13 protein-coding genes are annotated in these 13,152 nt (G+C 68.3%); 8 read left to right on the top strand and 5 right to left on the bottom strand.

Features of this window, described 5'->3' with window-relative positions:
* Nucleotides 1–124: 124 nt before the first annotated feature.
* The 5 genes from E1292_RS16740 to dnaA form a co-directional block, all read right to left on the bottom strand.
* Complete coding sequence (locus E1292_RS16740) at nt 125–622, bottom strand: DciA family protein (RefSeq protein WP_246090153.1); 498 nt, start codon at nt 620–622, stop codon at nt 125–127.
* Entirely contained in the window at nt 612–1,856 is a 1,245-nt protein-coding gene (gene recF, locus E1292_RS16735) for a DNA replication/repair protein RecF (RefSeq protein WP_132596144.1), read from the bottom strand. Before recF ends, E1292_RS16740 begins: the two co-directional genes overlap by 11 nt.
* 69 nt (nt 1,857–1,925) lie before the next feature.
* Nucleotides 1,926–2,870: a phosphogluconate dehydrogenase (NAD(+)-dependent, decarboxylating) gene (gene gnd, locus E1292_RS16730; protein WP_132596143.1), complete on the bottom strand. Its 945-nt coding sequence runs from the start codon at nt 2,868–2,870 to the stop codon at nt 1,926–1,928.
* A 45-nt stretch (nt 2,871–2,915) separates the two neighbouring features.
* Nucleotides 2,916–4,055, bottom strand: a complete 1,140-nt coding sequence (gene dnaN, locus E1292_RS16725; protein ID WP_132596142.1) for a DNA polymerase III subunit beta — start codon at nt 4,053–4,055, stop codon at nt 2,916–2,918.
* Nucleotides 4,056–4,598: 543 nt separating this feature from the next.
* On the bottom strand, nt 4,599–6,179 hold the full coding sequence (dnaA, locus tag E1292_RS16720; protein ID WP_132596141.1) for a chromosomal replication initiator protein DnaA: 1,581 nt from the start codon (nt 6,177–6,179) through the stop codon (nt 4,599–4,601).
* A 457-nt stretch (nt 6,180–6,636) separates the two neighbouring features.
* Here dnaA and rpmH point away from each other — a divergent pair, with 457 nt between their 5' ends.
* From rpmH to E1292_RS16680, 8 genes are all read left to right on the top strand, one after another.
* The gene (rpmH, locus tag E1292_RS16715; RefSeq protein ID WP_043614899.1) at nt 6,637–6,774 is read left to right on the top strand and encodes a 50S ribosomal protein L34; all 138 of its coding nucleotides are present in this window, start codon (nt 6,637–6,639) and stop codon (nt 6,772–6,774) included.
* A gap of 63 nt (nt 6,775–6,837) precedes the next feature.
* Nucleotides 6,838–7,203 (top strand): ribonuclease P protein component, encoded by a 366-nt coding sequence (gene rnpA, locus E1292_RS16710; RefSeq protein ID WP_132596140.1) that lies wholly within the window; start codon nt 6,838–6,840, stop codon nt 7,201–7,203.
* Complete coding sequence (yidD, locus tag E1292_RS16705) at nt 7,200–7,481, top strand: membrane protein insertion efficiency factor YidD (protein WP_132512467.1); 282 nt, start codon at nt 7,200–7,202, stop codon at nt 7,479–7,481. The genes rnpA and yidD overlap by 4 nt, the downstream gene beginning before the upstream one ends.
* A 4-nt stretch (nt 7,482–7,485) precedes the next feature.
* Nucleotides 7,486–8,436, top strand: a complete 951-nt coding sequence (yidC, locus tag E1292_RS16700) for a membrane protein insertase YidC (RefSeq protein WP_132596139.1) — start codon at nt 7,486–7,488, stop codon at nt 8,434–8,436.
* Between the two features lie 20 nt (nt 8,437–8,456).
* A complete protein-coding gene (locus E1292_RS16695) occupies nt 8,457–8,945 on the top strand; it encodes a Jag family protein (RefSeq protein WP_132596138.1) in 489 nt (162 codons plus the stop codon).
* Nucleotides 8,946–9,370: 425 nt separating this feature from the next.
* Nucleotides 9,371–10,042 (top strand): 16S rRNA (guanine(527)-N(7))-methyltransferase RsmG, encoded by a 672-nt coding sequence (rsmG, locus tag E1292_RS16690; protein ID WP_132596137.1) that lies wholly within the window; start codon nt 9,371–9,373, stop codon nt 10,040–10,042.
* 137 nt (nt 10,043–10,179) lie between these two features.
* Nucleotides 10,180–11,115, top strand: a complete 936-nt coding sequence (locus tag E1292_RS16685) for a ParA family protein (protein ID WP_220446875.1) — start codon at nt 10,180–10,182, stop codon at nt 11,113–11,115.
* Between the two features lie 827 nt (nt 11,116–11,942).
* Nucleotides 11,943–12,905: a ParB/RepB/Spo0J family partition protein gene (locus E1292_RS16680; RefSeq protein WP_132596136.1), complete on the top strand. Its 963-nt coding sequence runs from the start codon at nt 11,943–11,945 to the stop codon at nt 12,903–12,905.
* The last annotated feature ends 247 nt before the right edge of the window (nt 12,906–13,152 follow it).

Genomic DNA, 13,152 nt, shown 5'->3' with positions numbered 1-13,152 from the left:
GCCCGCTAGCTCGTTCTGCCCCCCGGGCCGCATCCCCCCTCCGGATAGGGGGGCTTATCGCGTCTGTGGCTTTCTGATCGCCCTTGGCCCCTATCCACAACGTCCGGGCACGCGTTGGGCGCGGCTATCCATAAGTGTCGCCGGGGCCCCGACTTCCGGTCACCCGCAACCCGCCTGACGGGCGCGGGGCGTTCTGCGGCCCTCTGACCTTGACCTTCGTCACCGTGCCGTCGCCGAGCTCCTCGTTGAGCCTGCGTACGAGGGTGCGCGCGAGCAGCCGCACCTGCGTGGCCCAGGCCGTCGAGTCGGCCACGATCAACACCTCGCCGTCGTCGAACGACTCGGGCTTGGTGTGGGCGGCCAGGTCGGCGCCCACGATGTCGGCCCAGCGCCCGAACACCCCGCCGACGGCCGCCGGGCGTTCCCAGCCGCGGTCGGCGAGCAGGTCGGCGATGGCACGCCCGAAAAGTTGTGGATCGCCGCCCCCACGGCGCGGCCCGGCCGCTCTGCGCCTGGGCTCGCGCCGGGGGAGCTGGCCGCGTTTGGCCGCGTCGGCCTTGGCCTGGGCGAGCTTCTCCCTGGCCATCGCGGCGCCTCTGGCGGCGTTTTCGTCAGCGGACACGGGTCACGCTCCCCTCGGCGACGTCGTATCTGCCCCCTGACAGCTCCCGGGGCACGTCGTCGGGCACGGCCGCGGTGATGAGCACCTGCTCGGCCGGTGCGACGATCTCGGCGAGGCGGCGCCTGCGCTGGGTGTCGAGCTCGGCGAACACGTCGTCGAGGATCAGCACGGGATCACCGCCGTCGGCACGCAGCAAGTCGTAGGCGGCCAGCCGCAGCGCCAGCGCGAACGACCAGGACTCGCCGTGGCTGGCGTAGCCGCGGGCGGGCAGGTCGCCGAGGCCGAGGATCAGGTCGTCGCGGTGGGGGCCGACGAGCGTGACGCCTCGTTCCAGCTCGGACTGGCGCACCTCCAGCAGGCGCTCGCGGATGCGCTCCTCAAGGGTTTTCCCCAGGTCTGTGGATAACGTCTGTGCAGCGGAAGATCCCCGCTCACCGGCGTCTTCGAGCAGTTCGCCACCCTCGTCGTTGTCCCCACCTGTGGACAACGTGCTGCGATAGGCCAGCGTCGCCGGAGCGCTCGCGGGGGCGAGCGCGGCGTAGGCCCCCGCGACCAGCGGGTGCAGCGCCTCGATGAGCTCTAGCCGGGCCCGCAACAGCTCGGCGCCGTGCCTGGCGAGGTGGGCGTCCCACACCTCCAGCGTGCTCAGCACGTCGCCCGCGCCGGCCGCGGCGAACCCGGTGTCGCTCTCCGCCCTTCTGGCGCTCCTGCTGCCCCTGCGGGCCTGCGCGGCCGTACGGAGCAGGGCGCCGCGCTGCTTGAGCACCCGGTCGTAGTCGGCGCGCACGCCGGCGAACCTGGGGGCCCTGGCCACCAGCAGGTCGTCGAGGAACCGGCGGCGCTCCGACGGGTCGCCCTTGGACAGCGACAGGTCCTCGGGGGCGAACAGCACGGTGCGCAGCAGGCCCACGACGTCGCGCGCCCTCGGCACGGGCGAGCGGTTGAGCCTGGCGCGGTTGGCCCGGCCCGGGTTGATCTCCAGCTCGATGAGCGCCCGCCGATCGTCGCGCTGCACGGCGCAGCGTATGACCGCCCGCGTGGCGCCCTGCCGGACGAGGGGCGCGTCGCCGGCCACCCGGTGACTGGAGTGCGTCGCGACGTAGCCGAGGGCCTCGACCAGGTTGGTCTTGCCCTGGCCGTTGGGCCCCACGAACGCCGTGACGCCCGGCTCCAGGCCGAGCTCCACGGACGCGTAGGACCGGAAGTCGGTCAGCGAGAGGTGGGCGACATGCACCCCACGAAGGTTAGTGGGCCACGCCCGCCTCCGGGGTCACCGGCTCGCGAAAGGCGGCGGAGGCCGCGACTACCGTTCGCTCTCGCGGGGCGGCGTGACGTCGGCCCCGGGCGCGTCGGCGCCCTTGCCCGTGCTGCCCTCCGCCGCGGTGGTCGCGTGGCCGCCGAACTGGTTGCGCAGCGCCGCGACGACCTTCATCGCGGGGGAGTCGTCCTGCCGCGAGGCGAACCTGGCGTAGAGCGCGGCGGTGATGACCGGCAGCGGGACGGCGTGGTCGACGGCCGCCTGCACCGTCCACCGGCCTTCGCCGGAGTCTTGTGCGTAGCCGCGGAGCTGGTCGAGGTGCTCGTCGTCGTCGAGCGCGCGTACCAGCAGGTCGAGCAGCCAGGAGCGGATCACGGTGCCGGTGCGCCAGCTGCTGAAGGAGCCCTTGACGTCTTTGACGACGTCGGAGGCCTCGAGCAGCTCCCAGCCCTCCGCGAACGCCTGCATCATGCCGTATTCGATGCCGTTGTGAACCATCTTCGCGAAGTGCCCGGCGCCGACGTCGCCGGTGTGCACGAATCCGTCCTCGCCCTCGGGCTTGAGCGTGTCGAAGATCGGCATGATCCGCTCGACGTGGGCGGAGTCGCCGCCGCACATCAGCGCGTAGCCGTTCTCCAGGCCCCAGACGCCGCCGCTCACGCCGCAGTCGACGAACCCGATGCCCTTCTCCGCCAGCTCGCCGGCGTGCTTCTGGTCGTCGCCGTAGTGGGAGTTTCCGCCGTCGACGACGATGTCGCCCTCGTCGAGCAGCTCGCCGAGATCGTCGATCGTGGTCTGGGTGGGCTTGCCCGCGGGCACCATCACCCAGACGGCACGTGGCGCTCGCAGGCGCTCGGCCAGCTCTTTCAGGCTGCCCACGTCGCTGATCGCCGGGTCACGGTCGTAGCCGACGACCTCATGACCGCCGCGGCGCAGCCGCTCGGCCATGTTGCCGCCCATCTTGCCCAGTCCGACCATGCCGATCTGCATGTTGTCTACCCCCTAGTCAGGCTTCCATCATCCCCGAAGGCCGGGTCAGCCTGACAGGCGGATAGGCATGATCAGGTAGCGATAGTCCGCCGCGGCCGCGTCGTCCACAGGCTTGCCACCGGTGAGGATAGCGGGCTTCGTCGCCGTGGTCATCTGCAGCCGGGCCACGTCGGAGTCGATGGCGCCCAGCCCTTCCAGCAGGAACTGGTGGTTGAAGGCGATGTTCATCTCCTCGCCCTCGTAGTCGACGGGCAGCGCCTCGACGGCCTGCGCCTCGTCGCCGCTGCCCGCCTCCAGCACGACCTCGCCGCTTCTGAAGGCCAGCCGTACGGGGGTGTTGCGCTCGGCGACCAGGGCCACACGCTTGACCGCCTCGACGAACGGGCCTGTGGACAGGTCGGCGCGGGCGGAGAACTCGGTGGGCAGGAGCGAGCGGTATTTGGGGAACTCGGGGTCGAGCAGCCTCGTCGTGGTGCGCCGCCCGGCGCTGGAGAAGCCGATCATGCCCTCGCCGGTGCCTCCGGCGGAGCTGAGCGCGATCTCCACCTCGGCGCCGGTCGCGCCGAGCGCCTTGGCGGTGTCGGCGAGCGTCTTGCCGGGGATCATCGCGATGGCGGCGAAGTCGGGCTGCCCCGGCTGCCACTTCAGCTCGCGTACGGCCAGCCGGTAGCGGTCGGTCGCGGCGAGGGTCACCGTGTCGCCCTCGATCTCCATGCGCACGCCGGTGAGCATCGGCAGCGTGTCGTCCCGGCCCGCGGCGACGGCGACCTGGCCGACGGCCGAGGCGAACACGTCGCTGCCGACGCGGCCCGCGGCCGGCGGCATGGCGGGGAGCGACGGGTAGTCCTCCACAGGCATGGTCAACAGGGTGAATCGCGCGCTGCCGCACGTGACGACCGCCTTGGCGCCGTCCACCACGAAATCCACAGGCTGTGCGGGAAGTGACCGGGTGATCTCGGCGAGCAGCTTGCCCGAGACGAGCACGACCCCCGGCTCGCCGGTGTGGACCTCGAGCGTCACCTCGGCGGAGACCTCGTAGTCGAATCCGGAGAGCTTGAGCTGCTGCTCGTCCGTGACCTCCAGGCGCATGCCGGCGAGCACGGGCACCGACGGTCGCGCCGGGAGGCTGCGTGCCGTCCATGCCACCGCCTCAGCGAGGACGTCTCGCTCGATTCGGAACATCACGGTGATCAGCCTCCTGGGTTCGTCGTTGCTTCAAGGATCTCAAGGATCCACCCTCCCGGACTCGCGCTCCGGGAGAACCCCTCTATGGGTCTTTGAGTTTCTTAGTAAGAGAGATAAGAGGTCATCACACTAGGGGCTGTGGGTACTGTGGACAACCGGCGTCTTGGCAGGTCAACGGCCATATTTTCATCCACTGACGCTGTGGGCGACGCCTGGGGAGAACTTCCGCGCCTGGGGACAGAGATTCTTCGCCCACAGGCCGTCCCCAGATCTTGGTGCCTTCATCCACGGCCGGACCGGGGTTATCCACGAGGTTTCCACAGGTTATCCACGGGGTATTGGGGCTCCTTCTGGAGCCCCAAATCCGTTGTTCACAGTCTGTCCACACACTGTCCACTGGTAGTCCCCAGGTTCTCCCCAGGATGTCCCCACCGTTGTCCCCAGCCATTGTGGATGGATTTTTCCCAGCATTGCCGGGCGAACGGCGAGTGAATTTTTGCGTTTGCGCTGGTCCACAGTGTTTTCCACAGGCTGTGTATGAACTCAAGATCCACGGGGTGTCTGCTTGATCCGCATTGTCAGCTCGTTGACCTGGTTGTACATCGACCTTCGCTCCGCGATGAGCGACCGGATCTTGCGCTCGGCGTGCATCACGGTGGTGTGGTCACGGCCCCCGAATTGCTGGCCGATCTTCGGCAGCGACAGCTCGGTCAGCTCGCGGGCGAGATACATGGCGATCTGCCGGGCGTTGACGAGCGCCCGGCTGCGGGAGGTGCCGCACAGGTCGTCGATGCTGATGCCGAAGTACTGAGCGGTCTCGCTCATGATCGCCGCGATGGTGATCTCGGTGTCGGACTCCGAGGTGATGAGGTCCTTCAACACCACCTCGGCGAGCTGCAGGTCGACGCCCTGCCGGTTGAGGCTGGCGAACGCGGTGACCCTGATCAGGGCGCCTTCGAGCTCTCGGATGTTGGTGGAGATGCGGCTCGCGATGTATTCGAGCACCTCGGGCGGCGCGGCCAGGCCCTCCTGGATGGCCTTCTTCCTGAGGATGGCGATCCGGGTCTCAAGCTCGGGCGGCTGCACGTCGGTGATCAGGCCCCACTCGAACCGGTTGCGCAACCGGTCCTCCAGCGTGATCAGCTGCTTGGGCGCCCGGTCGCTGGAGATGACGATCTGCTTGTTGGCGTTGTGGAGCGTGTTGAAGGTGTGGAAGAACTCCTCCTGCGTCTGCTCCTTGCCCTCCAGGAACTGGATGTCGTCCACCAGCAGGATGTCGATCGCGCGGTAGCGGCCGCGGAACCCGTCGGCCTTGTGGTCGCGGATGCTGTTGATGAAGTCGTTGGTGAACTCCTCGGAGCTCACGTACCTGACCCGCGCTCCGTCGTACAAGCTCTGGGCGTAGTGGCCGATCGCGTGCAGCAGATGCGTCTTCCCCAGCCCCGAATCGCCGTAGATGAAGAGAGGGTTGTACGCCTTCGCGGGGGATTCGGCGACCGCCACGGCCGCCGCGTGGGCGAACCGGTTGCTGGCGCCGATGACGAATGTCTCGAATGTGTATTTCTGGTTGAGACGGGCTGGTTCGCTGGGCTTGTTGCTCTTAGCCTCCCAGCGGTTCGGCGCCGGCTCGGGGCTCTTTTCCACAGGCGGTGTGTACGGCTGCGCCTGTTCAAAAGAGAAGCTCTGCTGTGGATATTCGGTGGATATCTGGGGCTGCTCGGGCTGTGGAGAGTAGAACTGTGGAGGCTCGGAAGCCTGGTTGTGCTGCGGTTGCACAGGCTGTGCATAACGCGGCTGACTCTCCACATCCTGGGGATAACTGAGAGCCACAGGCTGTTGATGAATGTCCCCAGGCGGCTGCTCCGGCGCCGTCGTGTCGATCATCACCGCCAGCCGCATCGTCCGGCCGAGCTCCTGCGACAGCGCGTGCGCGACGAGCGGGCGCAGCTTGCCCTCGATGAGGTCCTTGAGGAAGTCGTTGGGGACGCCGAGCACGATCGTGTCGTTGGCCAGGGCGATCGGACGCACCATCGACAGCCATGTGCGCTGCTGTACCGGCACGTTCTCGTTGAGGAAGTTGGCCAAGGCCCTCGCCCATACCGTGCCGAGGTCGACAGCGTTCATGATGCGGCTTCCCCTCCTCCCTCTCGCGGCCCCCCGCGATCGTTTATCCACATGGCGCGGCCGCCCCCGGCTCTCGGCGACCCCTTCGTCCACAGCGTGGCTGCCGGGCTTCCCGTCCCGGCCTCCACAGGCCCTCCACAGGAGATCCACAGGTTGTGCACAGCCTTGGGGCAGGCCCAGAAGGGCCGACAGTATCCATGTGCACAGCTGCGTTCAAGACGTTGTCCACAGCGTAGTGGCACCTGGGCGCACATACTGTGGACGCTGGCGCGGCAGTGGAAAAGTCGCCTGTGGATTAGTGGATAACCGGTCTGGTTTGACCTGGACCGCGCTTCCCCCGTAACGTACGACGGTCGGCTTGTCACGCGACGGCTATTTCGCGTGCCCTCGCTTCCCTGACAGGCCATCCTGTGTGTTAAGCGCCGTCGTGGCGCATCATCAAGCCTGGAGCCCACCCGTGAGCAAGCGTACTTTCCAGCCGAACAACCGTCGCCGCGCGAAGACCCACGGCTTCCGGCTGCGGATGCGCACCCGGGCCGGTCGCGCCATCCTCGCCGCTCGCCGCCGTAAAGGCCGCGAGAAGCTGTCGGCCTGATCGACCCGCGCCTGATAGTCGGCCCGCCGGTGCATCTCGCCGGCGGGCGTTAGGCGTATAACGGTGCTGTCCCGTCAATCCCGCATGCGACGCGGGGACGAGTTCGAGGCGGCGGTGCGGCGCGGCAAGCGCGCCGGCCGACCGACTCTAGTGGTGCATTTCACCATCTCCGGGGAGAACGACCCCCTGGTGGGTTTCGTGGTGAGCAAGGCCGTCGGTGACGCCGTGACGCGCAACAAGGTCAAGCGACGGCTCCGACACCTGATGCGGGACCGTCTTGACCGGCTGCCGCGAGGTAGCCTTCTGGTGGTACGCGCCAATCCACCGGCCGCGTCCGCGCAATTCGAGCAGCTGGCCGCCGAGCTCGATTCCGCGCTGGAACGTTTGCTCAGGCGGCACGAGTCCTCGACGGGTGGACAGCAGAGATGACAGAGCAGCCGCAAGTGGTGGCGCCGAGCCCCGCCGCTCGGGCGCTCATCCTCCCCATCCGGTTCTACCGGGCCTTCATCGGCCCGTTGCTCGGTCCGCGCTGTCGGTTCTATCCGTCGTGCAGCGCGTATGGACTCGAGGCGATTGCCGTGCACGGAGCATTGCGCGGCACATGGCTGACTGTCCGGCGCATCGGGCGGTGCCACCCATTCCATCCCGGAGGTATTGACCCGGTGCCCCCACGCCCGGTCCGGTCCCACGAAACGCAAGGGAGATAGCTCGGTGGAGCTGTCCTGGCTGAGCTGGCTGTACCAAGCCGTAGCCCAAGTCATCATCTGGATCCATACTGCATACAGCACGGTCCTCAACCCGGACAGCGGGCTGACCTGGGCGCTGACGATCATCACGCTGACCGTGTTCATGCGGATCCTGATCTTCCCGCTCTTCCTGAAGCAGATGCGATCTTCGCGGAAGATGCAGGAACTCGCCCCCAAGGTGCAGGAGCTGCGCAAGCGCTACAAGAACGACAAGCAGCGGATGAACCAGGAGGTCATGGCGCTCTACCAGGGCGCCGGAGCCAACCCCCTCGGCGGCTGCCTGCCCGTTGTCGCGCAGTTCCCCATCTTCATCTCCATGTTCACCGTGCTCCAGAAGATGGCCAACGGCGAGCCCGACTACGGCATGACGCAGGAACTGGTCGACAGCGCGAGAAGCGCCCACATCTTCGGCGCCCCGCTGCCCGCCCACTTCTGGATGTCGGCCGAACAGCTCGCGACGTTCCAGGCCGGCGCGGTGCAGACGAAGATCGTGCTGGGCATCTTCGTGGCGATCAGCTCGCTCACCACGTTCCTCACCGTGCGGCAGAGCGTCACCCGGTCCATGGCCCAGATGCCGGACAACCCCATGGCGCAGCAGCAGAAGATCCTGATGTACATCTCGCCGCTGTTCGCCATCTTCAGCCTCAACTTCCCCCTCGGCCTGATCCTCTACTGGGTCACCACCAACGTGTGGACGCTCGGCCAGCAGCACTGGTTCTACAGCCGGCACCCGATGCCGCAGTACGACGCCAAGGGCAACGTGATCCCCGTGCCGCCGAAGCAGGGTCTGATCGCGAAGATTCGCAAGACACCCCCTGAGGAGCAGGCGCCGCCGCCCCCGCCGGAGCCTAAGATCATCAGGCAACAGCCGAGCCGGCAGTCCCGCAGCAAGCGCACCGGCAGCAAGAAGTCGTGAACACGAAGGAGAGGCCGGCCATGACCGAGGCCGAGCAGGAGAAGGCTCCTGATCTCAGCGCGCTGGAGCAGGAAGGCGAGATCGCTGCCGACTACGTCGAGGGCCTTCTCGACATCGCCGACATCGACGGCGACATCGACATGGACGTCGAGGGCGACCGCGCCCTGGTCTCCGTGGTCGGGCTCAAAGGCACGGAGCTGGTGGGGCCCGGGGGAGAGGTCCTGGAAGCGCTGCAGGAGCTGACCCGCCTGGCCGTGCACCGGCAGACCGGCGAGCGTTCCAGGCTGATGCTCGACGTGGCCGGCTACCGCGAGCGCCGCAGGGCAGAGCTGACCAAGCTCGGCACCGAGGTCGCCAACCAGGTCAGGGAGCACGGCGAGCCGAAGTCCCTGCACCCGATGACGCCGTTCGAGCGCAAGATCGTCCATGACGCCGTGGCGTCCGCCGGGCTCCGCAGCGAGTCGGAGGGCGAGGAGCCTCAGCGGTACGTCGTGGTCCTGCCTGCTTGACACGTCCCAACCGGCCGTCTGCCCGCCGCCTGACCGCGGGGCAGGCGGCCGTTCGTATGTTCGCCCGCTGATCGTGGCCGGCGGCCACGGGCCACGCGCTCGTCCGCACCGCCTCTGTGGCGTGCGCGGTCGTCCGCCTGGCCTCCGTGGCTCGCGCGGTCGTCCGCGCGGCCTCCGTGGCTCGCGGGCGTCCGCCCGGCCTCTGTGGCTTGCACGGTCGGCCGCGCGGCCTCTGTGGCTCGCGCGGTCGGCCGCGCGGCCTCTGTGGCTCGCGCGGTCCGGCGTCAGCCTCGGGACAGCCCGCTAGTCTTCCCCTGTGATCGCACATCTAGCCTTGGGTGGGGGACGAATTCCTGACGTCCTCGCGGTCCCGAGGGCGATCGGCGTCCAGCTTCGACCAAGCACCAAGAAAGGGCCACCGACCAGTGAGCGATGAGCTTCCGGAGCCGCCGGAGATAGCGCGCGACGTCTTCACCGGGGAGGCTTGGGGGCGTGCGAACACGTACGCCGAGCTGCTGGCGGGTCCTGGAGTCGTCCGCGGGCTGCTGGGTCCGCGGGAGGTGCCGCGGATCTGGGATCGTCACCTGCTCAACTGCGCGGTCGTGGCGGAGGTCGTGCCGCCCGACGTGCGCCTGGTGGACATCGGCTCCGGCGCCGGGCTGCCGGGGCTCGTGCTGGCGATCGTCCGGCCGGACATCACGGTCACGCTCCTGGAGCCGCTGCTTCGGCGTACCGTGTTCCTGCAGGAGTGCGTCGACACGCTCAAGCTCGGCAACGTCGAGGTGCTGCGCGGGCGGGCGGAGGAGCTGGCGGGCAAACGCGAGTACGACATCGCCAGCGCTCGTGCGGTGGCCCCGCTCGAACGCCTCCTCGGATGGGCCATGCCGCTGCTGTGCGAAGGCGGCGAGCTGATCGCCATGAAGGGGGAGCGTGCCGCGGGCGAGCTCGCCGAGGCGGAGGCCGAATTGCGCGCCACCGGGGCCCGAACGGCTGAGCTCGTGACCGTCGGGCGCGGTAAGGTCGAGCCGCCTGCAACATTGGTTCGGGTGGTAGCGGGTCGCGCGCCGGAGCGAGCCGGGCGGCGACGAAGGAGGTGACGGTTGTGCCAGTCGCGTCAAGCGGTCTTGGCTGGCCGGGCAGCCGTTCGTCCGAGAGTCCAACCGGAGTTGGCTGGCCCGAAATGGGCGTGTCGCGACAGTCAATTCCCGGCACCGGCACACCACTCGTTGAAAGGATGGCCATCGTGACCCAGACCCCCCTGAACCCCGGTGAATCGCCGTTGGTACGAGAGGCGCTCAGCTCAGTGGTTTCACGTGAAACATCCGCAACCCAGACGGCCATCCAGTCCGGCGAGAGCCCCACAGGTGGCGACGGCACCTGGCCTCGGCCGGCCAAGACGAGGGTGATCGCGGTGGCCAACCAGAAGGGCGGCGTAGGCAAGACCACCACCTCAGTCAACATCGCCGCCGCCCTGTCGATGCACGGCCAGCGAGTCCTCGTAGTCGATCTTGACCCTCAGGGCAACGCTTCCACAGCGCTGGCCACGGAGCACCGCGGCGACGTCCCCGACGTCTATCAGGTGCTTGTGGACGACCTGCCCATGGCCGACATCGTCAAGCAAGTGCCCGACATGCCCAACCTCTATTGCGCTCCGGCCACCATCGACCTGGCGGGTGCGGAGATCGAGCTGGTCTCCCTGGTGGCGAGGGAAGCCCGCCTCCGCCGCGCGCTGGCGGCCTACGACGCCATCGACCTCGACTACATCGTCATCGACTGCCCGCCGTCCCTCGGGCTCCTGACCGTGAACGCCTTGGTGGCCGCGGACGAGGTCATGATCCCCATCCAGTGCGAGTACTACGCGCTGGAGGGCCTCGGCCAGCTCCTCAGGAACGTCGACCTGATCAAGGCGCACCTCAACCCCACCCTCAACCTGTCGACCATCGTCCTCACGATGTACGACGGCCGCACCCGGCTGGCCTCGCAGGTGGCGGACGAGGTGCGGGCCCACTTCGGCGATACGGTGCTCAACACGGTCATCCCGCGCAGTGTCCGCCTGTCGGAGGCGCCCAGCTACGGGCAGTCGGTCATGACCTACGACCCGGGGTCCAGCGGCGCGATGGCCTACATGGACGCCGCCCGGGAGATAGCACACCGCGCCACGGTCGCCTGAACTTCGCACCATCCCCGCAAGGCGTGGTCGCCGCGCCTCGACCGCCGGAGTGTTCCCAACGTCGTCCGAGCAAGCCGCACCCGCTCACGTCACCTCCGCGGAACGTACACTCCCGCTCACCTCTCTCCCGCCGTCTCACTTGGACCGCCTAGCCCTTGAGCTACACGCGGAGAGCCCACCCCGACATACGCCGACCAACCCAGCCTCGGCGGCCGACCCCGCGTGCGGCGGCCCACCCAGCATCGGCGGCCGGCTCGGTATAGGAGGACTGACCCGGCGTGCGGTGACCGACTCTGCGTCTGGGCCGACCCGGCATAGCGGGCCGACCTGACATGCGAGACTGACCGCGGCGTGCGAGGAGTGACTCGGCATAGGAAGGATTGTCCCGGCGTGCGGCGGCCGACCCGGCGTGCGGCGCCGCCCTGGCATTCGAGGGCTGACATGGCAGCGGGGCTGCCGATCCGGCATTCGGGGCTGGCTCGGCGCAGCGGGCCGACTCGACATGTGAGAGCTGATTCCGGTGTGCGGCGGCCGGCGTGACATACGAGGGCTGATCCAGACGTGCGGCGGCCAGTGCGGCGGGTCAAGGGAAACCGGCGTTCGCCGGAGCTCCCCAGGCTCGTAGCAATCACCGTGACGTCGCGCCGGCTTCGCTGGTGCGGGGGAGAGCGCGTGAGATCGCGGGGGCGGTCATGAGTTGGGCAGATTTGTGATCGTCTCGGGGTAAATCCAACGGGACGGTGTGTGGCGAGCGGACACTCCGTCCGGCGCGCAACGGTAACCTCTCCAGGAGTGACCGGAATCGACCGGCTGGATGAGGAGACGCAGTGAGTCAGCAGCGGCGGGGATTGGGCAAGGGGCTCGGGGCGCTCATCCCGACCGGTCCCATCGTTGACGGCACGGGGGCGGTCCCGTCCTCGGCCAACGGGTCAACGGCGGAGACGGGCCCGAAGCCGGTCGCCGGGGCGTACTTCAAGGAGATCGCCCTGGAGGCGATCGTTCCCAACCCGCGCCAGCCTCGTGAGGTCTTCGACGGCGAACGCCTTGAGGAGCTTGCGAAGTCCATCCGCGAGGTGGGCCTCCTGCAGCCGATCGTGGTGCGGTCAGTCGGTGGTGGGCAGTACGAGCTGATCATGGGGGAGCGGCGCTGGCGGGCGTGCAAGCAGGTCGGTCTCGACCCGGTTCCCGCGATCGTCCGCAACACGCAGGACACCGACCTCCTGCGGGACGCGCTCATCGAAAACCTCCAGCGCGAGCAGCTGAACCCGCTGGAAGAGGCCGCGGCCTACCAGCAACTTCTTGACGACTTCCAGGCGACGCACGACCAGCTGGCCCAGAAGGTCGGCCGTTCCCGTTCCCACATCACCAACACCCTCCGCCTGCTGAACCTCCCGCCCGAAATCCAACCCAAGGTTGCCGCCGGTGTGATCAGCGCCGGCCACGCGCGGGCTCTGCTCGGGTTGAGCTCCGTAGAGGAGCAGATCCAGCTCGCGCAACGGATCGTGGCAGAGCTCCTTTCGGTACGGGCGGTCGAAGAGATCGTCGCCATGGGGAGCGCCCAGGCCGCCCAGAACGCTCCCCGCGAACGCCAGCCCTCGAAGCCCACCGCCCCCGGGCTCACCCATCTCGCCGACCGCCTCTCCGACCACTTCGAGACCAAGGTCAAAGTCGATCTGGGACGCCGTAAGGGCCGCATCGTCGTGGAGTTCGCGACGATCGATGACCTTGAGCGCATCATCGACACCATGGCGCCTGAGGCCGTGCGGGCGATGCGGGACGCGCAGGAGTGACGTGCGGCTGTTTCACGTGAAACCACGCCAAGCCTGATGCGTTGTTTCACGTGAAACGCTCGGCCCCGCTCACACGTCGGAGGGTGCGGGCAGGTCGTTGCAATCCCCGTGGGGTCAGGCGATGGAAGCTCCGTAAGCGATGAATCCTCGCGCAGTCGGGCACGGTGCCCCTCACGCGTCCAGCCACCGGGATAATCCTCGACGCGGGGACGCGGGGACGCGGGGACGCGGGGACGCGGGGACGCGG

This window comes from Nonomuraea deserti (assembly GCF_004348685.1).
Taxonomy (GTDB): Bacteria; Actinomycetota; Actinomycetes; order Streptosporangiales; family Streptosporangiaceae; genus Nonomuraea; species Nonomuraea deserti.
This window is presented reverse-complemented; position numbering and strand designations above follow the sequence as displayed.